This window comes from Nesterenkonia ebinurensis (assembly GCF_008711175.1).
GTDB lineage: Bacteria > Actinomycetota > Actinomycetes > Actinomycetales > Micrococcaceae > Nesterenkonia > Nesterenkonia ebinurensis.
The window spans coordinates 348,532-371,967 of sequence record NZ_VWNF01000032.1 but is presented as its reverse complement, the minus strand read 5'-3'; the positions used below and the strand labels follow the sequence as shown (position 1 = coordinate 371,967).

General features: G+C 59.2%; 29 protein-coding genes, 1 tRNA gene, 1 rRNA gene and 2 pseudogenes. 20 read left to right on the top strand and 13 right to left on the bottom strand.

The annotated features are described in order from the left end of the window. The 6 genes and pseudogenes from rrf to F0311_RS11210 form a co-directional block, all read left to right on the top strand. Positions 1 to 114: ribosomal RNA gene (gene rrf, locus F0311_RS11240) — 5S ribosomal RNA — on the top strand; the annotation flags it as partial. Between the two features lie 120 nt (positions 115 to 234). Beyond that, positions 235 to 311 (top strand) — tRNA-Pro (locus tag F0311_RS11235). Positions 312 to 500: 189 nt separating this feature from the next. Then, positions 501 to 1,160: a hypothetical protein gene (locus tag F0311_RS11230; RefSeq protein WP_150462007.1), complete on the top strand. Its 660-nt coding sequence runs from the start codon at positions 501 to 503 to the stop codon at positions 1,158 to 1,160. Positions 1,161 to 1,166: 6 nt separating this feature from the next. Further along, a pseudogene (locus F0311_RS18525) lies at positions 1,167 to 1,781 on the top strand (tyrosine-type recombinase/integrase). Then, entirely contained in the window at positions 1,765 to 1,968 is a 204-nt protein-coding gene (locus F0311_RS11215; protein ID WP_150462004.1) for a hypothetical protein, read from the top strand. The pseudogene F0311_RS18525 and the gene F0311_RS11215 overlap by 17 nt, the downstream one beginning before the upstream one ends. Before the next feature lie 254 nt (positions 1,969 to 2,222). Beyond that, positions 2,223 to 2,465, top strand: a complete 243-nt coding sequence (locus F0311_RS11210) for a hypothetical protein (RefSeq protein ID WP_150462003.1) — start codon at positions 2,223 to 2,225, stop codon at positions 2,463 to 2,465. Positions 2,466 to 2,832: 367 nt separating this feature from the next. Here F0311_RS11210 and F0311_RS11200 read toward each other — a convergent pair whose 3' ends face one another. The 4 genes from F0311_RS11200 to F0311_RS11185 all read right to left on the bottom strand — a co-directional run bounded on the left by F0311_RS11200 (position 2,833) and on the right by F0311_RS11185 (position 5,217). Further along, a complete protein-coding gene (locus F0311_RS11200; protein ID WP_223881280.1) occupies positions 2,833 to 3,057 on the bottom strand; it encodes a hypothetical protein in 225 nt (74 codons plus the stop codon). A gap of 175 nt (positions 3,058 to 3,232) precedes the next feature. Next, positions 3,233 to 4,201, bottom strand: a complete 969-nt coding sequence (locus F0311_RS11195; protein ID WP_150462001.1) for an HAAS signaling domain-containing protein — start codon at positions 4,199 to 4,201, stop codon at positions 3,233 to 3,235. 11 nt (positions 4,202 to 4,212) lie between these two features. After that, positions 4,213 to 4,551: a PadR family transcriptional regulator gene (locus F0311_RS11190; protein WP_223881279.1), complete on the bottom strand. Its 339-nt coding sequence runs from the start codon at positions 4,549 to 4,551 to the stop codon at positions 4,213 to 4,215. Positions 4,552 to 4,629: 78 nt separating this feature from the next. Then, positions 4,630 to 5,217 (bottom strand): GNAT family N-acetyltransferase, encoded by a 588-nt coding sequence (locus tag F0311_RS11185; protein ID WP_150461999.1) that lies wholly within the window; start codon positions 5,215 to 5,217, stop codon positions 4,630 to 4,632. 26 nt (positions 5,218 to 5,243) lie between these two features. Between F0311_RS11185 and F0311_RS11180 the strand changes: the two genes are divergently transcribed. Next, on the top strand, positions 5,244 to 5,876 hold the full coding sequence (locus F0311_RS11180; RefSeq protein ID WP_223881278.1) for a TetR/AcrR family transcriptional regulator: 633 nt from the start codon (positions 5,244 to 5,246) through the stop codon (positions 5,874 to 5,876). Between the two features lie 330 nt (positions 5,877 to 6,206). Here the strand turns inward: F0311_RS11180 and F0311_RS11175 are convergent, their stop codons facing one another. Continuing rightward, entirely contained in the window at positions 6,207 to 6,821 is a 615-nt protein-coding gene (locus F0311_RS11175; protein ID WP_150461998.1) for an NADPH-dependent FMN reductase, read from the bottom strand. Positions 6,822 to 7,349: 528 nt separating this feature from the next. On the opposite strand from F0311_RS11175, the gene F0311_RS11170 reads away from it, so the two are divergent. From F0311_RS11170 to F0311_RS18725, 3 genes are read left to right on the top strand one after another with little or no spacing between them, the layout of a single operon-like run. After that, positions 7,350 to 7,748, top strand: coding sequence for a hypothetical protein (locus tag F0311_RS11170; protein WP_150461997.1), 399 nt, complete (start codon positions 7,350 to 7,352; stop codon positions 7,746 to 7,748). Next, positions 7,744 to 8,211, top strand: a complete 468-nt coding sequence (locus F0311_RS18730) for an SDR family NAD(P)-dependent oxidoreductase (protein ID WP_317982614.1) — start codon at positions 7,744 to 7,746, stop codon at positions 8,209 to 8,211. Before F0311_RS11170 ends, F0311_RS18730 begins: the two co-directional genes overlap by 5 nt. Further along, on the top strand, positions 8,181 to 8,552 hold the full coding sequence (locus F0311_RS18725) for an SDR family oxidoreductase (protein WP_263406271.1): 372 nt from the start codon (positions 8,181 to 8,183) through the stop codon (positions 8,550 to 8,552). The genes F0311_RS18730 and F0311_RS18725 overlap by 31 nt, the downstream gene beginning before the upstream one ends. A 265-nt stretch (positions 8,553 to 8,817) precedes the next feature. Here the strand turns inward: F0311_RS18725 and F0311_RS11160 are convergent, their stop codons facing one another. Continuing rightward, on the bottom strand, positions 8,818 to 9,666 hold the full coding sequence (locus tag F0311_RS11160; protein WP_150461996.1) for a phosphotransferase family protein: 849 nt from the start codon (positions 9,664 to 9,666) through the stop codon (positions 8,818 to 8,820). A gap of 678 nt (positions 9,667 to 10,344) precedes the next feature. On the opposite strand from F0311_RS11160, the gene F0311_RS11155 reads away from it, so the two are divergent. The 3 genes from F0311_RS11155 to F0311_RS11145 all read left to right on the top strand — a co-directional run bounded on the left by F0311_RS11155 (position 10,345) and on the right by F0311_RS11145 (position 13,171). Continuing rightward, positions 10,345 to 10,794, top strand: coding sequence for an NADPH-dependent FMN reductase (locus F0311_RS11155; protein ID WP_223881277.1), 450 nt, complete (start codon positions 10,345 to 10,347; stop codon positions 10,792 to 10,794). A gap of 207 nt (positions 10,795 to 11,001) precedes the next feature. Continuing rightward, positions 11,002 to 12,501, top strand: coding sequence for an MFS transporter (locus tag F0311_RS11150; RefSeq protein WP_150461995.1), 1,500 nt, complete (start codon positions 11,002 to 11,004; stop codon positions 12,499 to 12,501). 382 nt (positions 12,502 to 12,883) lie between these two features. Further along, complete coding sequence (locus tag F0311_RS11145; RefSeq protein WP_150461994.1) at positions 12,884 to 13,171, top strand: exonuclease/endonuclease/phosphatase family protein; 288 nt, start codon at positions 12,884 to 12,886, stop codon at positions 13,169 to 13,171. 130 nt (positions 13,172 to 13,301) lie between these two features. On the opposite strand, the gene F0311_RS11140 is transcribed toward F0311_RS11145, so the two are convergent. Continuing rightward, entirely contained in the window at positions 13,302 to 13,964 is a 663-nt protein-coding gene (locus F0311_RS11140; protein ID WP_223881276.1) for a TetR/AcrR family transcriptional regulator, read from the bottom strand. A gap of 85 nt (positions 13,965 to 14,049) precedes the next feature. Between F0311_RS11140 and F0311_RS11135 the strand changes: the two genes are divergently transcribed. Further along, positions 14,050 to 14,490 (top strand): YybH family protein, encoded by a 441-nt coding sequence (locus F0311_RS11135; RefSeq protein WP_150461992.1) that lies wholly within the window; start codon positions 14,050 to 14,052, stop codon positions 14,488 to 14,490. A gap of 96 nt (positions 14,491 to 14,586) precedes the next feature. Beyond that, positions 14,587 to 15,318 (top strand): CPBP family glutamic-type intramembrane protease, encoded by a 732-nt coding sequence (locus F0311_RS11130; protein ID WP_191089885.1) that lies wholly within the window; start codon positions 14,587 to 14,589, stop codon positions 15,316 to 15,318. A gap of 38 nt (positions 15,319 to 15,356) precedes the next feature. Here the strand turns inward: F0311_RS11130 and soxR are convergent, their stop codons facing one another. After that, positions 15,357 to 15,827 (bottom strand): redox-sensitive transcriptional activator SoxR, encoded by a 471-nt coding sequence (gene soxR, locus F0311_RS11125; protein WP_150461990.1) that lies wholly within the window; start codon positions 15,825 to 15,827, stop codon positions 15,357 to 15,359. 124 nt (positions 15,828 to 15,951) lie between these two features. On the opposite strand from soxR, the gene F0311_RS11120 reads away from it, so the two are divergent. Next, positions 15,952 to 17,844 carry an ABC transporter ATP-binding protein gene (locus F0311_RS11120; protein WP_150461989.1) on the top strand — a complete coding sequence of 631 codons (1,893 nt, stop codon included), beginning with the start codon at positions 15,952 to 15,954 and terminating at the stop codon, positions 17,842 to 17,844. A gap of 700 nt (positions 17,845 to 18,544) precedes the next feature. Beyond that, positions 18,545 to 18,976, top strand: a complete 432-nt coding sequence (locus F0311_RS11115) for an MFS transporter (RefSeq protein WP_396897438.1) — start codon at positions 18,545 to 18,547, stop codon at positions 18,974 to 18,976. A gap of 66 nt (positions 18,977 to 19,042) precedes the next feature. Here F0311_RS11115 and F0311_RS18520 read toward each other — a convergent pair. The 3 genes and pseudogenes from F0311_RS18520 to F0311_RS11105 all read right to left on the bottom strand — a co-directional run. Next, a pseudogene (locus F0311_RS18520) lies at positions 19,043 to 19,272 on the bottom strand (IS110 family transposase); the annotation flags it as partial. Positions 19,273 to 19,306: 34 nt separating this feature from the next. After that, positions 19,307 to 19,867 carry a TetR/AcrR family transcriptional regulator gene (locus tag F0311_RS11110; protein ID WP_150461987.1) on the bottom strand — a complete coding sequence of 187 codons (561 nt, stop codon included), beginning with the start codon at positions 19,865 to 19,867 and terminating at the stop codon, positions 19,307 to 19,309. A gap of 43 nt (positions 19,868 to 19,910) precedes the next feature. Continuing rightward, positions 19,911 to 20,945 (bottom strand): FAD-dependent monooxygenase, encoded by a 1,035-nt coding sequence (locus F0311_RS11105; protein ID WP_150461986.1) that lies wholly within the window; start codon positions 20,943 to 20,945, stop codon positions 19,911 to 19,913. 303 nt (positions 20,946 to 21,248) lie between these two features. Here F0311_RS11105 and F0311_RS11100 point away from each other — a divergent pair, with 303 nt between their 5' ends. From F0311_RS11100 to F0311_RS19090, 3 genes are read left to right on the top strand one after another with little or no spacing between them, the layout of a single operon-like run. Then, positions 21,249 to 21,857: a metallophosphoesterase gene (locus F0311_RS11100; protein WP_150461985.1), complete on the top strand. Its 609-nt coding sequence runs from the start codon at positions 21,249 to 21,251 to the stop codon at positions 21,855 to 21,857. A 41-nt stretch (positions 21,858 to 21,898) separates the two neighbouring features. Further along, complete coding sequence (locus F0311_RS11095; RefSeq protein WP_150461984.1) at positions 21,899 to 22,318, top strand: hypothetical protein; 420 nt, start codon at positions 21,899 to 21,901, stop codon at positions 22,316 to 22,318. Then, positions 22,285 to 22,782 (top strand): DUF1016 N-terminal domain-containing protein, encoded by a 498-nt coding sequence (locus F0311_RS19090; protein ID WP_396897435.1) that lies wholly within the window; start codon positions 22,285 to 22,287, stop codon positions 22,780 to 22,782. Before F0311_RS11095 ends, F0311_RS19090 begins: the two co-directional genes overlap by 34 nt. Here F0311_RS19090 and F0311_RS18090 read toward each other — a convergent pair. Both F0311_RS18090 and F0311_RS11085 read right to left on the bottom strand, forming a co-directional pair. After that, entirely contained in the window at positions 22,779 to 22,970 is a 192-nt protein-coding gene (locus F0311_RS18090) for a hypothetical protein (RefSeq protein ID WP_191089884.1), read from the bottom strand. The genes F0311_RS19090 and F0311_RS18090 overlap by 4 nt on opposite strands. A gap of 168 nt (positions 22,971 to 23,138) precedes the next feature. Continuing rightward, on the bottom strand, positions 23,139 to 23,429 hold the full coding sequence (locus tag F0311_RS11085; protein ID WP_150461982.1) for a DUF4287 domain-containing protein: 291 nt from the start codon (positions 23,427 to 23,429) through the stop codon (positions 23,139 to 23,141). Positions 23,430 to 23,436 lie beyond the last annotated feature (7 nt).

Genomic DNA, 23,436 nt, shown 5'->3' with positions numbered 1-23,436 from the left:
GGCGGTCATAGCGTGGGGGAAACGCCCGGTCCCATCCCGAACCCGGAAGCTAAGACCCACAGCGCCGATGGTACTGCACCCGGAAGAGTGTGGGAGAGTAGGACACCGCCGGACACACACTAAAAGACTGAGGCCCGAAACCAGCAACGACGCCGGTTTCGGGCCTCAGTTGCCTCTGCCGTCAGTTCGCCGGATCCCCGGAATCACGGTAATATTGGCGCTTGGCAAAACACACGGGGTGTGGCGCAGTTTGGTAGCGCGCGTCGTTCGGGACGACGAGGTCGCAGGTTCAAATCCTGTCACCCCGACCAGTGAAACCCTGAAATATCAGGGATGCAGCCCGGTACCAGTTTCTCTGGTGCCGGGTTTTCTGCGTTGTGTACGAAAAAGTGTACGGATTCGCAGGCCCTGCCGCTGCCGGTTCATCAGTCCATCCGGACACTCCCTCTCTGACATTGATTCAGAGCGGCTCCACGGGAGCCAGGGAGGAGTCCTCCGAGATGCATATCCTGCGTGGCGATCACGGCAAGATCTACACCTACAACGAACAGGGCCGGGGACACTGGCGCGCGAGGTTCCAGTACAAGCCGTTGCTCAGCGACGAGGTGAAGACTCTCACCGCCACGGGCCGCACCAAGGGCAAGGCTGAGTCGAACCTGAAGCGAAAGTGGGGCGAGTTGCGGGCCTCCTGGAACCGTGGTCCCGCAGAGGCCGAGCGACTCACAGTCGAGGCCCTCATCGACCGCTGGTATCCGACGGTGAAGCACCCGCAGCGCCATGGCAAGAAGGCCCTCAGTGAAAACACACTTGAGGAGTACGCAGAGGTCATTGAGCGAGTATTGGTTCCTCGTCTGGGAGAACGAACGCTGGCTGAACTGACTCCCTACATGCTTGAAGAAGCGCTGTGGCCGATGGTGGATCCAGACTCGAGCAAAGGAAAGGCCAACGCACAGCGCTCGGTCACCATCCTGAAGAAGGCGCTGGTCTTTGCCAGGAAGAACTCCTGGATGGAGAAGAACCCACTTGCCGATGTTGACACTGACGGCCTGTGCTCCAAGGCCAAGGAGCCGGACGCGCTTGAGGTCACTGAAGTCGATCGAGTGCGTCAGGCCCTGGTCAAGTGGGCTGTTCCTAGTGCTGAACGTACTGGGCCGACTTGAGAGTATGTGCGCGACATCTTCGAGTTCCTAGCAGGCACGGGATGCCGCATCTCAGAGGCATTGGGCCTCCATTGGGAGGACGTCCATCTTGAGGAGGAGGTGCCGTGGGTCCTGATTCATAGGGCTGCGAAGGAGCCACGGACCAAGGGTAAGTTGTGGATCGGTCCTACCAAGACCGAAGATGTCCGTGAGCTCGAGATTCCACAGTTCCTGGTCGATGTGCTCTGAGAGCGTCAGCAGAACCACATGGATGAGGTGCTGGTCTTCGCTACACGGACCGGGAACATCATCCGCCGACAGTCCGTCGGACGAGCGCTGAACCGTGCGATGGAGTGCGAAGGGCTGGACGTGTCTCTCCGCGAACGGGTTACTCACCACGCCATGCGTAGAACCATAGCAACGCATCTCAAGGGCGAATGGGCCCAACGGCAGCTTGGGCATAGGTCCTTGGCGATCACGGAGAAGCACTACATCGCCAAGGACAAAAGCCGGATCAGCCACGCAGATCTCTTGCAGGAACTGGGCCACCCCGCCTCGGAAGAGGGCACGGAGGAAGCCGGCTGTCAGGACTCGAAGTCCGGTGAAGCGGCAAAGGAGGATGAGGATGCAGCCATGGAGTGAGGCTACGGCGCGGAATCCCAGCTGGAGAGTACAGGTGATCCGTCAGGCCCGCCGCCAAGAGTGGGCTGCCAATGATCCAGCTGGTTACGCAGAATCAGTCGCCTACCAGCAGGCTTTGGACGCAGTGGCCGTCCCTCAGCTTCTGGCTACTCCTGCAGATGCCCGGCCCTGGGAAAGGAAGGCCTAGCTGAGGGCAAGGGAGCTCTACCGTGAGATCTTCGTCGCCGGCGCCGACGGGGTGGAACTGCGGCACGTCGGCGCTCGGATGGGCAAGGAACGACGTCAGGGAGGACTGAAATTACTGCGCGCCACGGACGCCGCCGTGGAAACGCAAGAGTCCAGGGAGGGCGCGCACGTGCCTCTCGTCGTATTGCGGGCGGCGCACCACGAGATAGATGACTGAGAGGCGGAAGTTCGTCATCATAAGGGGAGAATCTCGAGATGGCAGATCCTGAGGTGATGGGTGGCGACCATTGTTATAGAAGATCTCCTGAGCTGGTTCTTCCGAAATCGGTGGATGTCGGTCGGCGTCACCTGACCTGGGGTTTTGCAGTTCTGCATGTCGGTGGGCGTCGGTCGGAATCGGTGGATGTTGAGCAAAATGGCCACCACAATGGCCACCATATTCAACAGGCCAGGGCGTCGCTGAAGGCCTCTCCCGCGCCCGCAGGTTGCTTCAGCTGAAAGTTAGGTTCCAGAACCTTTCATGGCGCCAGTCTGCTGGGAATCCCATCGCTTGCTGAGGGACAGCCTGGTAGTCCGAAATCAGCTCATAGAGACGTTGTGACCACGTGAGGTCTGAGGCGGTGGTCAGCAGCAGTGATTGCATGGCTGCAAGTCCTGGATATATTCGGATGGGTCCGTGCCGGGGGTCGGTGCCGTTCGCGGATGGGTGGCCGGATGCCGGTGAGATAGGCGAAGTCGGTGGATGGGGTCACGATCAGTGCATCGGTTTCCGAGGTCGCTAGAGCGTCGATCACTCGGTAGATGCGTTGTTGAATGAAAGCCTGCCCGTCAGTTTCTGCAGCAACTGTCGAATCGGGGTCCGTGTTCATAGTGACAACCTTTCATTCCGGTCCAGGGCTTCGGGCAGATGAATAGTCGATTCCTCAGGAGACTCGGCCGCGGGAGCCTCAGGCAGAACACCCTGCCCATCCGGGTGCGGGATCGCTGCCAGCAGTGCGCGGGTGTAAGAGTGCACAGGATCCGCCCACACCACGGAGGTGGTGGAACCCGACTCGACAGTACCCTCGTTGGTCGGGTCGTGACTGGTCATGCTGCTGGGGTTCCGGTCCTGTGGTCGGTGTGCCTGCACTCTGCGGTCACCAGCTCTTCCGGGGCACCTTTCGACTTAGCTCGAATATGGAATCCAACCGTTGACGCGCAGCCAGCGTCGGTGCTCACCGCTGGCCATGGTGATAGAACCTGATCAAGTGTGATGGCATGGGTACTCACCGGTGATCTGCCTGACGGGAAGTGCGGAACTGGTCGAATGTGGTCCAGCAGAACCAGATGATCAGGATTAGAGCTATGCCGGTGTAGAACTCATCAGGGGTGTGCCAACCGTGGTTGTTGAAATGATCCAGGAACCGTTGGTCGAAGATCAGCTGTTGGGAGAACACCCATGCCAAGGGAAGGAAGAACAACCCTTGGGCTACGGTGTAGATTGCTGCGAACCGGATGGTCCAGGTTCTGCCTGCGGCGCGGAGGACGTCGAGGATGATTACTGCTGCCAGTCCGGTCAGGATTGGCCAGATCCATCCGGAGAACAATTCCGGTTCCAGTACCGGCACCTGGCTACCATCATCGAGTGTGTATGGTGCGGCTCGGTGTTGCCATACGATCAGGATGAATACGGCAACTTGGACCGCGATGCTCAGACCCAGCCATGCTGTGGCTGCCCTGCCTGGTTTCGCGTCCTTGGTGGACGCTGGCCTGTTCTTCGGCAGTTGGGAGGGACTCCACTTGGCGTCCGGTGTTCTGTCTGTTCTGTCCAGGATGACGAAGACCACGGTGACCAGGGTAAACAGCTGGGCACCGAGGTTCAGCCCGACTAGTGCACTGGAGGCCAGGATGTCAGTGAAGTCCCTGCCGTCTGTGAGTTCAAGGACGGCATACCCGACTGTGAACAGGGGAACAACGGTGCCCGGCAGGACTTTCAGCAGGCTGATGTAGGACCGGTAGAGACGGGGACCGATCAGCGTCATTGATCGGTCGGTGTAGCTGGCTGCTAACTGTGCCGGCTCACCCATCTCGGTCAGCACCTGGTGTTCTGCCACCTGGTGGTCCTGACTCTGGTGTGTGCGTGATTCCACGGTCTCGGTGATTAACCCGTGGAGCTCATCACGAATATCGTCCTGACGGTCCTGTGGCAGGTACCGGGCCACTTCATCGACATAGCGCTCTGTCAGGGTTGTCATTATGGTACTCCTTAGATGTATTCGCCGGTGGTGGAGTCTTGTGTGGTGAGCCGATCGAGTGTCGCAGTGATCGTCCTCCATTCGGCCAACAGGTGGGTCTTGACCTCTTGGCCTGCTGGGGTGATCTGGTAGAACTTTCGCGGGCGTTGCTGCTGGGTGTTCCATTGGCTGGTTAGCAGCCCCTGTTTCTCAAGTCGTCTGAACATCGGGTACAGGGTGTTGCCATCGATGTCGATACCGGCTGCAGTCAGATTCTCCAGTAGCCCGTATCCATACTGGGCAGCCTCCAGTTCAATCAGACAGGCCAGCGTCCCGGTTCCTCGTCGCAGTTCCAGGGTGTGGCTTCTCATGACCCCTTCATCAAACATGCGCCAATGTGTAACAGGTCGCTCGTGAGACTTCTGTCCGATAAGATGTGACGCCGAAGTTCAGTCAGGCGCACTACCAGTGCCTGCCGGATCGAGCTCCCGACCCAGTGCCGACTCGTCGAGGCTTCGGGCGTAGTGGATGAGGTCAATGACCGAGCCTGAGGGTGTGGTACCGCGCCCGCGTGAGACTTCGTGAAACCCGGCCCTGGCAAGAACGTACTGTGAAGGAGTGTTCTCTATTGCGGTACGAGCAGTGAGTTTTTTCAGCTCACTATGTCTGGCAAAATCCACGGATAACTCAAGGGCGGCAGCTGACATACCGCTTCCGCGATACTCAGGATGGACCCAGAATCCGACCTCAGCTGATTCAGCAGCTACGTTGAAGAACACTAGACTTCCGGCGAACGTGCCGTCCATAGGTTCGGCGATGGCCAGAACAGCTAAGTCCCCGCGCTCTAAACCTGCTGAAGCATCACCGTGGATCATTGCCGCCGCGGAGTCCGGCGTGTAGGAAGACTCGGGTAAGTGCGCATACTCCTGTACCAGTGGGTCTTTAGTGCCTTGCGCAAATGCGGTGGCGTCATTGGGATGGAGTGGACGGATACTGGCGCGGTCGTTGCTGAGTGGGAGAAGAGAAGCATTCAACATGAACGTAAACTAACATAGATAGCATAATGAGCGGTAGGCTGTGCTGTGTGAGTTTCTGGGAACATCAAAAACCGGTGCATCGCAACCGAGCGGTTGCCATAGATGCCATCGCCCGCGAATCTGTGGCCTTGCTAGATACTGGGGGACTGCGCGCATTGACGATTCGAGCGGTAGCCTCACGACTGGATGTAGCCGCACCGAGCCTGTACTCGCGGATCAGTTCCGTCGATGACCTATTCGACCTGGCTCTCGATCATGCTCTGGGCCAAGACACCGGCGTCGAAAGATGTCTCGAGGGTTCGAGCATCTTCGACTTGCTCATTGCCGTACACCGTCATCTGTGCCGTCACCGATGGGCCTGTCAGGTCATTGGATTTCGTGCTCCACGTGGACCGAACTATCTCCGGCTCTCCGAACGTATGATCATTCTGCTTACCCAGAACGGGGTCCCAGATCCTGTTGGGACCGCGGCTGCGGCCTCAAACTTTGTCATCGGCAGCGCCCTCACCAGCCCTGTGGCCACCGACGAGCACCCGTCTCCCATCAACCCAGACGTTGCCCCACACTACGCCGACCTATACGCCGAACACCCACGCGATCCCGGCCAGATCCTAGCCGCTGGACTGACGGCACTTCTCGAGCACGACTCGAATCGATAGCGGACCAGACCCCAATACTCAGCACCGACAAAAGTCTGGTTCCAAGGATTCCGACCTTGCCTTCAACATTGTCCACGGCATTCTCGCCGCCCTTAGAGGTCAACAAGCCGGGCTTAGAACCTAGCACCGGAGTAGTAGGCCAATATCGCCTTCTCGCGGCGATGCGCGGCCTCATCATGTTGGGCCTGGAGTCGGTCGAGGGCCTCGGCGCAATCGTGGCAGAGCACCTTCTTTCTCGTGATTCGTTGTGCCCAACGCCTCCAGAAACCTCCTCGACACCAAACGCAGTGCGAGGACGAGGGGCTACTCTTCCACAGCACGGAGAGCGCCTCAGAGTGAGGCAACACGGGTAGATGACGCACCCAGCAAAGAATCGCCACGCTCAACCTCCCGGAGACGGGCTAGAGCCGTTGACCAGCGAATCACCTGCTCGACCATCAGATCCAGCTGCTGATTTCTTAGTGGAACCGGCGAGAACGTCTCGAAATTCTTAAAGTCACTGTGCAAAGACAGGCCGACTTGCGCCCGGACTGTTGCCATCTGCAGTTCTGCTGCGATAAGGCGAAGGTGCTCGCCTGCGCGCACACCTTCGCCTGCTCCGTAGCAGACGAAGCCAGCAGCTTTGTCATTCCATTCAGGACCGACGAAGTCGAGCGCGTTCTTCAATGCACCGCTGATCGAGTGGCCGTATTCCGGGGCGACAAAGATATACCCGTCGTAGGAATCGATCGCAGCTGCCCAGTTCTGTGTGTGCGTGTGCTCGTATTGCCCGGCACTAGACGGGATTGCCTCATCCAGCAGAGGAAGTTTGAACTCCGCAATATCAACGATGTCGAAATCTGCATCAGTGCGTTGCTGGGCATGTTGCTGAACCCATTGAGCAATTGCCAGGGACTTCCGTCCCGGCCGGGTGCTTCCGGTGATGATGCCAATCTTTCTGAACATGAGAACCTCCTTTGCGGTGCCGCTCTACGGCGCCTGTTGATCACTGGATGGCTGTGACGTCACTTCTGTGGATCGACTCCAGAAGCATCACCCAGCACACTAAAGTAACACTGTAAGGTTAAGCAAGTCTTTGGATGGTTGAAATAACTCTCCTGCCTGCCGGAGTGGATCCAGCCAACGGCGGTGGCTCCACCACGTCTCCAGACTTAGCGGCACCAGGCCGGGTGCGTTCACACTCTGTGCCACTGATCGGGCCTGCTGTCGCGGCGACCGCGACGCTTCCAGGACTGAAAAGCGACAGATTGGATGGCGCAATCGAGGCCGTCGAGAAGACTGGGGTGTGGGATGCGGCACGGGCGGCTTGGAGCGAAGCTGAGGTTTAGGTTTTGTTGCCTCGGTCCTGGTGTCAAAGCCGCCCGTGTCTTTCGGTTTTGCTCGTCAGACTTCGTAGGGCTCTATGGCAGGCTCAAGCGTGCAGCCGAACATCTGACGACTTGGTACGAACTAGTCGGCACAAGACCACAACCGATGCTGCATACCCTGGCACTAGTGGAGCAAGGCTACCTCGCTGAAGCAAACGGTGATCTCACCGCCGCTTGGACTGCACACAACCAGGCCCTTGAGCTGGCTCTAAGAACAGGCTCCCCACCTACAGCAGCCCCGGCCCTGGAAGGTCTAGCCTGCGCATTGGCCCTCACCGGAGACCCCCGCCAGGCCAGCCGCCTTCTCGGCTCTGCCCTGGCGGCACGTGATCCACACTCAGATTCCCCGAACACTCCTAAAACGGGCTCCCACCCCGACCTGCGCCGAGCGTTCGAAGCGCTCCAACCTCTCCTCACCCCGGAGGAACTTGCTACAGGACTCAAAGAAGGTCATCGCGCAGCCGCTGAAGGCAGGATACCCAGGAATCTGAAGGCACACCATTGATTTATATCGGTGGCTTCCTACGGCCTGGAATGAGAAAGAGTCTGGAAACGAGACATGCCCTCTAGGCTTCCAGACCACCCCACACAATTTTCTGGCTGGAGCGACTCGTGGTGCTGGCCGCGGAATCGCTGTCGAACTCGGTGTTGCTGGAGCCACCGTCTACGTCACCGGCCGGAGCACACGGTTCTCGTCCTCGGAGTATGCCCGCCCAGAGACGATCGAGGAAACCGGTGAACTGGTCACTGCCGCAGGAGGAGTGGGAATAGCTGTTCCCACCGACCATCTAGACTCCGAGCAGGTAGCAGCGCTGGTAGCTCAGATCGATGCCGAACATGGACGCCTCGATATCCTTGTCAATGACATTTGGGGCGGCGAGTTGCTGACGGTGTTTGATACCCCTGTCTGGGAGCACCCCTCGAGGATGGGCTGCGGATGCTGCGTTTGGCCATCGACACCCACCTGATCACCACCCATCACGCGTTGCCGCTGCTGATCAAGAACGAAGGTGGTCTCGTGGTCGAAATCACTGACGGCACCGAGGAGTACAACGCCAGTCACTATCGTCTCAGCGCTTTCTATGACCTGGCCAAATCCGCGCCCATTCGGCTGGCCAAGACTTGGGCACGCGAACTGGTCCCTCACCGCGGGACCGCGGTGTGTGTCACCCCGGGCTGGCTGCGCTCAGAGATGATGCTCGATCATTTTGGAGTCACAGAGGAAACCTGGCAAAAGCCTGTGCCCACGAGCCGCACTTCGCGATATCCGAGACACCTCGGTATCTCGGACGCGGCATCGCCGCCTTAGCCGCCGATCCAGACCGCCACCGCCGCTGGAAACTCCACCTCTTCAGGCGCATTGGCCCGTCAATACTCGTTCACTGACCTTGACGGCTCAGCGCCTGACTGTTGGAGGTATGTGGTCGAGGTCCAAGACGCCGGCCTTCCCGCCAATCCCACCGGCTACCGCTGAAGTCCTCCATCGGTGTTCTGATTTCCGATAGCGAGGATGGAGTCTTTCGCGGGATACAGGAACGCCCAGGACATGCACGCGTGGAGCCTCCGGTCCCGGGTCAGAGGGCATCGATCCAAGAAAGGAAAGGTGATCGAAGCTGACTGACCACACTTTGTACGGCGAGCTTCTCTGTAGACATTGCTGCTAGCTCCACCACACTCCAGGCTTTGGCCATAAGTACTTCGTCAACAGTGGGCGGGTTCTGCCCTGGGTAGGCTCTGAGCATCGCGGAGAGGTCTTCTCTGTGCGGGAACCCAGGGATCATGATGGTCAGGTCAATGGCAGGGTTGGCGACAGTGAGCCGTTCCAGATCCAGCAAGACCGGTAGACCGTCTGGATCTAGGCGCCAATTCAGCGGGTTAGGGTCTCCTGAGATCACACAGTCGGGCTCGAACAGCTGCCCAGCCTGGTCGGCAATCGTCTCCAGGTGCAGAGTCGTGGGACCATCAAGACTCAGCGCGGTCGCTGCCTGTGCAGTCATGGTGTTGTCCCACCGGGGTTGGTATCTTTCGGGAATATCCTTGATGAGCTCAGCGGGAAAACCGTGGAGGTTGCCAAGCACAGCCAATACTTCGGGGTCTGCACCCCACCGGTTCCGTGGCAGTGGGTCAGGCAGGTGTTCCATCAGAATCCATGTTTCCGATGACTTCAGTTCGACAATGGTCAGCGTTCCGGGTGTGCGGATGCCATATTGTTGGAACTGTTCGGGGAACCGGCGCATCACCTCGACCTCTGCCGCTGGAGCTGGACCTTTGACCACCAGTGAACCGTCAGTGCCAAACACGGCAGCTACTGTGCGTCCGGACAACCCGCTCAGCGTCTCGATCTTTATAACATCGCCAATGTGCTGGCCACAAGCATCTACGACACTGGATGGGATGGCCTTCGCTATGGGGTTTGAGCTCATAGTGCCTTATCCCACCGCGGGACAATGACGAGTCAACTTTAATACCAGGTACTGGGTATCACACGGGTCTTCAGCTCGTGCTGGCGAACAACATCCTGAAGCCGCAGTCATGTTTTCGTTATGGAGCGCAGTGTCAACTGCGCTATGGACGCGGCGCCATCCAGGACGGCAGTGCTGGCAAGTATCACTTTCCCCGTCCGCGAGGGACGATGAAGCAGTCCGAGCAGACATGCGGTCACCCAACCCGCGTTGACGCCTGCGGCGAGTTCCAAGTCTCGATTCGTGGGTTGTTTGCCTACAGCGCCGGCGACTAACAACGCACTGGTGGCTCCCAGGGCTATGGCGACAGACCCCCGTGCTCTCTGAGACGGAGCGAACGAGCCGACTGCACGTTCATTGCTCAGTACCAGGCTAGCCGCGGCTGCACATCCCACTGCATCAGCAATGAGAACGCCCCGTGCCAGTTGACGACGAATCCTGACATACCCGCCAGTGTTGCACTTCAATATGAAACTCGGGATTGCGGCATGCTTATCAGGGCACAATCGGCTGCCTTGGTTCGCCGCTGGCTTTCTGTCGTGGTCCACCTGCACCCGCCTCCTGGTATTCCGAGGTTGCTGTCATCAAACCTAGCATGTAAAGTACGATTTTACTTTGCATCTACAGAGGAGGATCATCATGACCCGCATCGCCGTCATCGTCGGCAGCACCCGCATTCATCGGGCCGGCCCCAGCGTGGCCGAGTGGACTGTGGAAACAGCACGGAAAGTCGCCCCCGAGGGAGTAGAGGTCGAACTGGTCGATGTAGCTGCCTTCGGCCTGCCCGTCCTCGATGAGCCTGCTCCTGCCATGGCCGGGGCTGTGGCTCATGACCACACCAAGCAGTGGGGCGAGGTCATCGGCTCCTTCGACGGCTTCGTGTTCGTCACCCCCGAGTACAACCACGGCGTACCCGGTCCGCTGAAGAACGCCATCGATTACCTGTTCTATGAGTGGAACGACAAGGCCGCAGGGTTTGTCAGCTACGGCGCCAATGGTGGTGCGGGCCGTCGAACAGCTGCGCCAGGTCGCCGGCGAGCTCAAGCTGGCCGATGTGCGCGCCCAGGTGGTACTCAGCGTCTTCACTGACTTCGACTACACCGGACTGGACCTCTCAGACCCGACGACTGTCGGGGCTTTCTCTCCTGATGAACGACACATCGGAGACCTCACCGAGATGGTGGCAGAGGTCACCTCCTGGAGCCGCGCCCTTACACAAGTACGAAACCAGCCCAGCAGGGAGTGAAGATACCGCACACGAAATAGGCGTTCAGGAGGCTTTCGGAGGAGCTGATCATGCACACACGACCAGATGGGACCGTCCACCTCGACCACCCGACGAACCGACATCTTTCTTCGGCACGGGGTACCCTGCTGGTCATCCTGATCGGGCTCCTTCCGCTACCGATGTCGATGTCGGGGGCGAGCATTGCGATCCCGCACATCGGAGGGGATCTGGACACCGGTGGGGCAGCTGCCCAGTGGGTGGTCACCGGCTACTTCCTCACCGCTTCCGCGCTTATGCTCGTGGCCGGCTCGGTGGCCGATGCCTACGGACGTCGACGCATCTATCGGCTGGGTGCGGTCATCTATGCCGCGGGGAGTCTTGCTGCAGCATTAGCGCCGAGCATCTGTATCCTCGTGGCGGCTCGTATTTTCACCGGTGTGGGCGCGGCCGCGATGATTGCCTCAAGTGCGGCGATCCTGGCTGCGACCTTCACTGGTGTCGCGCGCACCCGAGCTTTCGCTGCGATGGGCGCAGTCGCCGGATTGGGACTGGCGCTGGGACCGTCTGCCTCCGGGTGGATTGTCGAAGCCCTGGGATGGCGGCTCGGTTTCGCCGTGTTCGCCCTGGCCGGACTCGGGCTCTTCGCTGGCACCTGGCTCATGCGCGAGACCAGCGCCAGCACCCGTCCGCGAATAGATGTCGCCGGCGCGACCGTGCTCGCGGTCAGCCTGGCCGCACTCATGTTAGGTGTCTCCCAAGGACCCTCCTTGGGATGGAGCGATCCACTTGTGCTGGGCGCGTTCGCCGTTGGTGTGATCGGCATCGTCACGCTAATTCCGGTCGAAAGGCGCGCTCCCAGTCCTCTTCTCGACCCGGCCCTGCTGCGGAACCGCAGGTTCATGGGATGGACTCTGGCCGCGGCGACTACCTCCATCGGCTACGGCGGGGTGCTCGCATTCCTGCCCAGCTATCTGCAATCCCCAGCCGGCTACAGCGCAGGCCTGACCGGTCTGATCGTACTGCTGCCCACCATTCCAATGGTCCTTTTGCCTCCGCTGGCCGCACGTTTGGTCAATCGGGGCATCAGTCCCACGGTCATCATTACCGCCGCGTTGCTCCTGTTGGCAGTCGGAAACGTGTGGTTGGCCACCCTGCATCCAGCCATCAGCATCGCTGCCCTGAGTGCCCCGCTGCTGACGCTGGGAGCCGGGGTCGGCCTGGCTGCCGGAATTATCGACGCCCAGGCCATGAATCAGATCGACACCGACCAGGCAGGCCTGGCCGCCGGCATGCTCAACACCATCGACGGTGTTGCCAACACTCTGATTATGACTCTGTTCGGTGCTGCCCTCATCGCCTTCCTCACCCTGACTCTGAACTCACCGGAGCTGGCCGGCCGAGTGGCCACGGGCAACATACCGTCTGAAGATGCAGAGATCCTGGCCACTCACCTGACCGCTGCCTGGCGCACGGCCCTGCTCGCATTAGCCGGAGTTTGCACCGCCGTCGTGATCGCCACCGCGATTATGGTCCGAAATGTGAATCCCTGCCAACAGAAGGTTCGATGATGCTCATCAATTCCTCCGGTGCCAAGCCTGTTGCAGACAACTCGACTAACCCATTGAGAGAGGTATCGATGGTGACATCCCACGCTCGCGCATATCACCTGTTCGATTCGGCTGCTGGCTTCGGTCAGGTGACCCCGACGTCCGCTTCCTGAACGGCCGGTGGGTAATGTATTTCAGCGCCGCCTATGGTGAACGTGAATCCTTTCGCCGTCCGCCTGCCAGCCGACGCGCCGTTGACCTTGGATGCGTGGCGTTTCGATGTTCAACCAGAAAAGCCGACATGCGCGAACCCCCTCCTGCCATTGCAGGATGAGGCACATTCGCCGAGTGGCGCCACATCCCATGCCTCGTTCTTGGCAGAGAACCGGGAACCAGCGGCGAGGTGGCTCGACTTTACTGCACCGCTTCGGCAGGCAGTCAACGGTTTATCACGGTTGTCACTATCCATGGTCTGCGCGACCCAGCGGGCAAGGGTGATAAGCCTGCCCGTATTGCCCAGGCCCGCCGTCTCGCTGGATTCATCACCGCGTTACGAGGGCATGATGATCTTGTAGTGGTGGCTGGCGATATAAATATCCTGCCGGAGAGCATGACCTTTGACATTCTCGGTGTGATCGGGCTCGTGGATCTGGTCGGCTTTGCCGATACTCGGACCTCTGAGTACATCTAGCCGGTACGTCATGCCGACTATCTGCTGGTCTCTGATCCAACCGCGGTGAGGCACTTTGAGGTAGTCGCGGCACCGGAAGTCTCCGATCACAGACCACTCATACTGGATATTTAGCTTTTCGCCTCCAGAGTCAGAGAACTGCTGATGGATTGTAGGCGCGTATGAATACTCCCACGCCGTCGTCGATCCATTCCCGTTGTTCATCTGCAGCTAGTGGTGATGATGGTGGGCCTGGTCGCGCAGAGATGAGTTCAGCAAACTGGATAGCGGCGCGTTCTGGATGCGTGATGTTCAGCAGGCCAGCCTCGGACCAGCGGGTCAGAATCTTCGCAAGTCCCTCTATGACGCGACCCGGACCTGCCTGCCAGTACGTGGTGACGATATCCGTGCCCAGCCTGGACGCCTCGGCATGAACCTGTCCGACCAGCGCAGTGTGGGCAGCTGGAGCTTCAGAACGCAGCCATTCGGTCGCCAAGGCCGCTAACGCCGGTTCGAGTTCCTCGGTGCTGCTGACGTCTGACAAGTGGTGGTCTATCAGTGCCAATTGTTCTTCCGCTATATCTGCTGAGGACTCGGCAACAACCGCTGCGAACAGGGCAGCTTTATCGACGAAGTGCTTATAGATCGTTCTGGTGGAGACCCTTGAAGCAGTCGCGATCGCATCGATACTTGCCCGCTGATACTGCTCACGCGCAAACACTTCACGGCCGCCGGCGATGATTGCGGCATGCTTATCAGGGCGCAATCGGCCGCCTTGGTTCGTCGCTGGATCTTTGTCGTGGTCCACCTGCACCCGCCTCCTGGTATTCGAGGTTGCTGTCATCAAACCTAGCATGTAAAGTGAGATTTTACTTTACATCTACAGAAGAGGACTCAGCATGACAGTACAGGAGCGAGAAGTGCTGCAGATCACAGAGATTGTCGAGCAATACCGCCACGGATTCGCCAACTTCGACGCCGAGGTGCTCAAGGTCCTCTGGGATCGTGAATACGACCATCTGATCTACGTGGCCCAGGAAGCCGCCGAACCACTCTGGGATTGGCCCTCAATACAGTCCTATTATGACCACGCGGTCGGAGCCTCAGACTCGGGCATGGTCATGGAGGTCAGCAACCTGTCGGTCAACGTCTTCGGCGATCTCGCCTACGCGTTCTTCACCTTTCACTTCGAAGTAGAACTCGACGGTGAAATCCACAGAGGCGATGGCCGAAGCACTCTCATCCTGCGACGCGGCGACAGAGGATGGGCGGTGATCCATTATCACGAATCACCGCCCGGACCAGTGCCGCAGGCTCAGCCACACGAAAGACGACGTTAAACCATTCAGGCGTCTCTATACTATCTATGTTAGTTTAAATTCATGTTGAACGCTTCTCCTAGCAGCGGTATCAGCACGGCCCGAGGCAGGCGTCCAGTGCTGGTGCTGATCATCTGGTTCGCTAGCATGGTCGCTCTGGCCCCTGCAGCGGAGATTGCTCAGCAGGCCCTTGGCCTATCCTTCGAACTATTCGCTCTGGTCACTGTTGTGCCCACAGTCGCCGCTGCCTTTCTGCTGTTTCGTCCACAGTGGTTGCCGAGACCCTGGCCCGGCACAGGGGCAGGGTCTCTAGTTGTATCCGTCGTCGCCTCATTAGCTGGGGTCATCGCGTTTGCGCTCACAGCGGCGCTACTGTTCGGCCGTGTGCCTACTCTTCCGAACACTATGGCGGGTTTGCCTGTGGTGTTGTTCATCGCTATCCAAGGTATCGGTGTTCTGACCGAAGAGATCGGGTGGCGAGGTGTGGCACAGCGGTGTGGCGAGACTTTTATAAGGCCATGGGTTTTCTCCGCGCTGGCAGGTTTTGTCTTCGGTGTGACACATCTGGGGTACTGGTCACTTGGCGTTCAGACGGTGATCACTTTCTCCGTCGCGACAATGCTGATGAGTCTCAGCATCACTAGCGTATTCTGTGGTTTTTTCTGGCAACGAATGGTGCCTGCGACCATCACTCACCTGGGCTTCAATATCACTTTGAATTCCTTGGAAGGCGCCGGGAATCCCGTGGGCGTTTCCCCGCTGATTCCAGTTGCGGCAATATCAATGCTGGGTGTAGCCATCGGGACAAACGCACTGCTTCTCCAGTTCTTACGAAACAGGCAGCGTTGATGCTTAGCCCCTCAACGTTGGCGGAATATCGACGGCCGTTAGGAGTGAGGTTTCGGGCCCAGCAGGCGGACGGGTCCTCGGCCGCGGGTGCCCTCGATGTCGTGGGGGTTGGCCAGTGCGCATCGGTTCAGGGAGAGGCATCCGCAGCCGATACAGTCGCTGAAATCGTCGCGGAGCTGTTCCAGGGCGCGGATGCGTTCATCGAGTTCTGCCCGCCAGGTCTCGGAGAGCTGTTGCCAGTCACTGCGGGTGGGTGTTCGTCCCTGGGGCAGGGTATCGAGGGCTTGACGCACCTGTGCCAGCGGGATGCCTACTCGTTGAGCGATCCGGATCATGGCGATACGCCGCAGGGTCTCTCTGCGGTACCGGCGCTGGTTACCGGGGGAGCGCCGGGAGGTGATCAGTCCTTGCCGTTCATAGAAATGCATCGCAGAGACCGCAACCCCACTACGGGCAGCCACCTCCCCGACAGTCAGGCCGGCCTGATTCCACCTGGGTATCTCAGTCATACAGTAGGCCTTTCCATCAGAGGCGCGCTATTGACCTTAACTTTAGTTGAGGTTGCAGGATGAAATCGACTCTTGCGGGACGATCCCGGTGCAAGGATAAATCAGCTACCAGAAAGAACATGAGATGAGTATGGAGACCGCGGCGTGGAACGCGTTGTACACCAGTGTTTACGCCCAGCAGGACAGTCGGCCGTTTGACCGCGAGACGATGCGAAGGATTGGAGGGTTTGCTGTACCGCATCGGGGCCTCATCGTCTGGTTCGTTCTGGTCAGTGTGGTGCTGGCTGCTGCCACGGTTGCTACTCCGTTGCTGGCTGGTCGGGTGGTCACAGCGATCACTGAGCAAGCGGCGGTGCAGGTGGTGGTCACCCTCGCGGCGGTCATCGCGCTGATCGCGTTGCTGGAAGCCGGGTTCGGACTGGGACAACGCTGGCTCTCCGCCCGAATCGGTGAAGGGCTGATCCTGGACTTGCGCACCAAGGTCTATGACCACGTCCAGACCATGCCAGTCGCCTTCTTCTCCCGGACCAGAACAGGGGCGTTGGTCAGCCGATTGAACAACGACGTCATCGGCGCCCAGCGCGCCTTCAGCGACACACTCTCCGGTGTGGTCAGCAACCTGGTGACCTTGATATTGGCACTGGTGGCGATGATCAGTCTCTCCTGGCAAATCACCCTGATAGCAGTCCTGCTGTTGCCGATCTTCATCCTGCCTGCCCGCATCCTCGGAGCCAGGTTAGCCCGGTTGGAGCGAGAAACCGCTGCCCATAATGCGGCGATGAGCACCCGGATGACCGAGCGATTCTCCGCCGCCGGGGCGACCTTGATCAAACTCTTCGGCCGCCCCGACGAAGAATCAGCAGAATTCGCAGTGCGCGCCCGCCGGGTCCGGGACATTGGGGTGCGCACCGCGATGCTGCAGCAGATCTTCTTCATCGCCCTGACCCTGGTTTCAGCATTGGCGCTGGCGCTGGTCTACGGGTTGGGTGGTGTGTACGCCATCGAAGGGACCCTGGAGGCCGGAACGGTCGTGGCCCTTGCGCTGCTGCTGACTCGTCTCTACGCACCCTTGACGGCGTTGGCGAACACCAGAGTGGAGGTGATGAGCGCCATCGTCAGCTTCCAGCGAGTCTTCGAAGTCCTCGACATCAAACCGCTGATTCAGCAGAGTCCCGAAGCCACGAGCCTGCCGGAGGGACCACTCTCCGTCGAATTCGACCAGGTGCATTTTGCCTACCCCTCAGCAGAGAAGATCTCCCTGGCCTCCCTGGAAGAAGTTGCAACACTGGACCCCCGTGACGGCGACCAAGTCCTCCACGGAATCTCTTTCCGCGCTGCGCCCGGCGAAACCATCGCACTGGTCGGCGCCTCCGGGGCCGGTAAATCCACTATCGCCTCGCTGATCCCCCGACTGTTCGACCCCGACCAGGGGGCGGTGCGCATCGGCGGAGTGGACCTTCGTGAGGTCAGTGCCGCCTCACTGCGACAATCAGTCGGCATGGTCACCCAGGACGGGCATCTGTTCCATGAAACCATACGGGCCAACCTCACCTTAGCCCGCCCCGATGCCACCGATGACGACCTCTGGGAGGCACTGGCCCAGGCGCATCTGGCGCATATCATCGCCGAGCTTCCCCACGGTCTGGACACTATCGCCGGAGAACGCGGATACCGGCTCTCTGGGGGTGAACGTCAACGCCTGACCATCGCACGAGTACTGCTGGCCCAACCCCAAGTGGTGATCCTCGATGAAGCCACCGCACATCTTGACTCCTCCTCCGAGGCCGAGGTCCAAGCCGCCTTAGCCCAGGCATTGTCGGGCCGCACAGCAGTCATCATCGCCCACCGCCTGGCCACCATCCGTTCAGCAGACCGGATCCTGGTCATCGACCGCGGAAAGATCATCGAATCCGGCACCCACACAGAACTACTCCACACAGGAACCCGCTACCAACAGCTCTACCACCGACAATTCGGCCCTACAGCAGAATCCGAGACCCAGACCCTCCACGCCTGAACCATCAATCCTCGATGAAAGCGCCTGCTGACTCGTGTAATACCACCGTCTCCTCAGAATCCTAGGTCTTAGATGTGTTCGTTTTGATTCGTTCCCCACTTTTCCGTTAGTACGCCTCCTTGGGCAGTTATGGAGTCCCGCAGGCCGCGGCACCCATCGCCTTCGCACTGGTGGCCATACCCCTCACGGGTGACGCCAGCAGCGGTGCAATGATGATTCTGGCTTTGACCTTACCCCAGCTCATCGGTGCAGTTCCTCTGGCACGATTGGGCAAGAGGCACAATGCCATCCATTATCTCAAGTTCCTGATCCTCATCCGAGCTCTGGCGCTGGGCTCGATCGGGCTGCTGGCAGCCACAGGGGCACCGTTCTTCACGCTAGTAATCGCTTCTGCAATTGCTAGACTCGTCAATGGGGCTGCCTTCGGGTTCCTCCGCTCAGTTCTGAACTACCTGGTCACAGCAAGCGAACTGCCCCGCGCACTGGGTGTAGCTGCCACTGTCAATGAAGTCATCTTTGTCAGCGCCCCAGTACTGGTTTCCACCCTCGGAGCAGTATCTCCGGTGTTCGCAGTTGTGGCACTGACCATCATTGGTGCAGCACCGCTTGTGCTCCTTCCGGCAGTTTCCCAAGCAACACCCACCGAAACGTCGAGGTCCCGCGGCAGCGCTCTGAGCCCGGCAATACTGCTGTGGCTACTATGTGCTTTGGCTTCATCTTCCCCGTGGCGCTATGCATCTCTTCAGTGGCCGGGGGCGTGTGGGTCACTATCCGCAACCGCAAACCTGCCCCGCATGTCGTCATCATCTATTTGGCCGTGACCAGCCTAGGAGCAGGGCTGGTGGCCTGGAATCATGCTGCAGCGATTACGTTGGGGGCATCACTCCTCGTTGGGTTCTGCCTACCCCTGATGGCCACTTACTTCCAACTCGTACTCGACGAACTGGCTCCTCCGAACCGCAGGGCCGAGGTCTTCGCAATGCTGCGCAACGCCAACTCTATTGGAATCATCACCATCAGCCTGACCTTGACCTTCTGGTCACTGGCGGTGGCACTCACAGTCGGAGTAATACTGATGCTCATTGCAACCCTGGCTGTCATTGGCGCCCAGGTACGAGGCACCAAGCGGTGAAGTAATCCAGCGAATAGCTCTTAACCAGATGACGTAAATGGCAGACTCGCGCGAGAATTGGGGAGGTGAGGCTGGGATAGGGTTAACTCCGGCCAGGGAAGCGAAGGCGGCCTCAGTTTTGATCCTGCCTTGGTGGGACCAGGCGGTGCGGCATTTGGCAGCGGTGATCGCTTGGAATCCTTTTTCTTCCAGTATGGGGCGGCTTCGCTTGCTTTGATGAGCTTATCGATCTGGGTCTCGTTGGTTTTGAGCTGAATATCCAGGGCTAGGATGTGTTTAGCCAGTCGCACCGCCTCTGGGATTTGGCGATAGTCGTAGAGTCTGTGGTTCTCAGAGACAGGATCGGATGACCGCTGCTATATCTTCCCGGGGGACGGAGTGGTCACCGAAAGTGAGGTTGTGAAGGACCATGCCTTCTAGTTGGGCAAGTATTCGCCGAGCTGCAGCGAACGGGGCCGGGAAGCCTAAAGTTTCCAACGTTCGGGCTGCCCAGGTGTCGATATCGTGACGGGCTTGGCTGAGGGTTTCGCGAACCTGCGGGTCATGGAAGGCTTCGATGAAGAATGCTAACCGGGCAGCGGCTACCGTTCGTTGCCGACCACTGGCGTCATGTACGAACTCAGTGAGGGCTTTGACCAGATCTTCCGTAGTCTGCAGTTTCGTACCTGCGTTGAACGCATTCTGCTCGGCTCTGACGAGATAACCCACAGTGGCGTGGATGAGGGCGGCCCGGGTACGGAAATAGTTGGAAGTAGAACCTTTAGGCAGTCCTGAGGAGATATCAACTTGTCCGTGGGTCAGTGAGTGAATTCCTTGGGTACCGACAATCTCCACGGCTGCCTCAAGGGCACGGTCATGGTTGCGCGTCGCCTTCATTTCACCCTTTGCCATCCTGTTGCTCCTACTGGCTGTCTCACTCGATGGAATAGGCTGGCTAGGCAAAGCGGGCCAGCACGTTCATCATTTGGTGCCGGAGCGTGGTGAACCGGCGCGCAGTCGACATGCGATTCAACAACCGGGAGACACGTACGACCCGTTGTGCCTGACGGCGACGGTGACGGTCGTAGTTTTGCAAGCCATCGTGGACTGAACCTGCCGACCGTAGTGAGGTAGCCAAATCCACCGCATCGACCAGGGTCTCACAGGCACCGCGGCCGGCATTGGGGGCCATTGCATGCGCGGCGTCACCGATGAGCACCATGTTGTCTTGGAAGAAAGACCCCAGTGGTGCAGCGTCGTAGAGGTTCCGTCGGTCGATCTGGCCGGCGTCGACCTTGCTCAGCACCGCGGAGATGGCTGGATGCCAGTCCCTAAATAGGCTGCCAAGCAGGTCTGTATTGCTGATGCCATTGTCGTGGTCGGCGAGGACATCGTGACGGACACACGCGAACCAGTTTGTCGTTGCTCCCTCCTGCGGGGTGATCCCGAAGATCCGTCCGTCGCCCCAGGTCTCAGTCACAGAATCCACCGACCCAGGGACCACTCCGCGAAAGGCCACCGTACGCAGGGGACGTGGTGCCGCTTTCGGTCCAAGTCCCGCCTGGCGGAGGGGACTGTTGATGCCGTCAGCACCGACGATCAGATCGGCTGCCGGCAACTTGCCCGGATCATTAATGTCAGACCCCCAAACAACGGAATCCCCCAAGGCCTCGTCATGCAAGATTTCGTAAAGCAGTGGTCGAGACACCAAGTAGCTGGGATTGTCTGGACGCACGTGTGCAAAGGCTGTCCCATCCGGCCGCAAAAACTGCGCACCACGCTGGAGTACGCCACGGTCACGCACCTGGTCCCCCAGCCCCAATGCGTCTAAGGCTTCCATCGCCTCAGGCCACATACCGAGTGCCGTCCCAGTAGTGGGCAGTTGCGATGCGCGTTCATGAATCTCTACGTCCCAACCATCAGCCTTCAGGGCTCTGCCCAATGCAAGCCCGCCAATACCGGCACCGACAATGATCGCTCTTTCAGCCATGGGAAAGACTGTACTACGAATATAGTGTGTTTAAGAAGTGTTCATAGTACATGGGTAAAAGTGCTCCCTTCGATAGGGCTCTGATCATTACGCTTGACGCACGTCCGGCACTCCCAGCTAGAGAGGATCTCCAGGTTCGGGTCCTGGACGGCACCTGCCAGTACTGGCGCACGCCCCGACGCCGGTCCCCAGCTCCCCTCCCTGTGCACACCCGGGAAGAGCACCGCCTCCAAGGCGGGACGAACTGGCGCCGGGACCATAATGACCCCGCGTCCGCCCTGGCCCGTGTGAAAGGAGGACCCCTTGGCCACGTTCTATTCGAGCGACCAGCACTTCGGTCACCGCAACATCATCGACTACTGCAATAGGCCCTTCAGCAGTATCCAGGAGATGGACGAGGTCATCATCGCCCGTTGGAACGAGACCGTCGACGACGAAGTATGGGTGCTAGGAGATTTCGCTATGGGAGACCGCTCCCGCAGCCTGGGATATCTGCAAAGACTCAACGGCGCCAAATACCTGGTGGCCGGCAACCACGATAAGTGCTCTCCGACCGAGAAGAACGGTCATCTGCACATCCAGCAGTATCTGGACGCCGGGTTCACCGCCGTGGTTTCCCAGGCTCAAGTCTCCCTACCGGCAGTCCACCCGAACGGGCAGAACCTCAAGGCCCTGCTGTCCCACTACCCCTACGCCGGGGACTCCCACATCCAGCAGGACCGGTACGCGAAGTTCCGGCTCCGCGACCTGGGCCAGCCGCTGGTCTGCGGTCATGTCCACACCGACTGGAAGACCAACCACTCGCCCCTAGGCGCGGCACAGCTGAACGTGGGAGTGGACCAGTGGGACTTCCGACCCATCTCAGCAGAGGTAGTCCACCGTGCCATCAGAGAAATGAGCAAGCACAACTGACCCTGGCTGTCTTGAAGAGTCCAATGCTCAGCGAAACTTTCATGAAGATCATCGATAACAGCAGGGAGCTGATCTGGGTCGCGATACAGGATGAGAAAACCCAGCGTTTCTGGGTTTACAGCGCTCAGACCAGAAAGTTCCACCTTCATAAGCCACTGACTCCGGACTTCGTTCTGGACCAGGAGCTGACCTACACGAGGATCGGCCAGGAAGAAACCCAGAGGCTCGTAGGAAGGTCTCGGCCTCGACTAGGCAACCTCGCCCTAGGGAAGCGATGTACCGAGGACACCGATGCAGTTCCTGCCGAAAAGGTCTTTGAACAGCAGGGCAGAGATGGATGCACTTGGCCTCCACCTGGGCATATAGCCACATCTTCTGGAGCCCTCCGATGGGCGTGGGATAGTAGAGAACATGAGGAGTACCACTCATGCAGACGACGTCATCACCGACCAGGGCCTTAGCCGGAAACGACCAAAGCCTGAAGCTGTCGGTGGAGGGCGCCACGACACGGCACAGGTGGATGAGGTCTTTGTTGAGGGCCTTGGGGAGGCGTCAGATGGGCGAGCTTGAGCGCAGTCCCAAGCCGGATGAGGATGACTTGCTGGGGCAGATTTCATCTCTCGTGGAGCAGACTCGCACACTGGTCGCTGCCCAGACTAATGCCGCTCTGACGATGATGAACTGGGAGATCGGCCGGCTCATCAACACTGAAGTGCTCGGGCAGCAGCGAGCTGAGTACGCCGAAGTAATTGTCGCTGCCGTCCGGTCTAGCTCACCTTCTAACGCGCCCAGTCGGCTCCGGTGTTGCAGGATCCTGATAAGGCCTCATCTCGCGCTGAAACGGGGTCCACTGAAGATCGCTTCGCCGACATGTCAGGACGCTGGCCTGCGCTCTCCCGTACATACCGCATCGTATGTAAGTTAGCCTGCGATACCGAGCATTGGGCCTGTTTCGTGATGTCGAAATCTTGGGTGAAGGTGGAAGGCATGGTTGCAGACGATCTCTGGAATCATCGCTGCCATGTTGTCGAAGCGGTCGACGGTGTGAGCAGGCACCGTAGCGGTGGAGCCGTTTCCGGTGCGTTGATCATCCTCGCCCACCTCGATGCTCACGTCACCGTCAAAAACCACCCATGTTTCGGCATACCGGCGCCAGTGGGGATCTGATCGATCGATGAGAGAGTTACACACCCAGAGGTCACGGCCGAGCAGTGGTCGCTGTTCTGATACTGGGCGATGGCAGAACGGGGAATTGCAGATCTATCTGATCGCTGACAGTGATCACTGGGGCTTGGTCGCTTTCCCATCTAGCCAGAGCATGTCGGACTCGTCCCGGTGTGATCCGGTGGTGCCGACGTGCTTGCTGTTGATCTGTGGGCCCTTCTTGATGACATGGACTAGTGCCATTCCGTGTCCACGTCCAAGTCCATAGTCTTCTTTGAGCCACTCGAGAATGACGCCGGACTTGGTGTCAGACGCGTCATACCCGCGGCTTTTAGCGATATCGAGAAACTGGCGCGGGGTGAGGCCTGTCTTGTCTTCGATAGTGTCGAGGTATGCCTGGAATGACATCTGATTG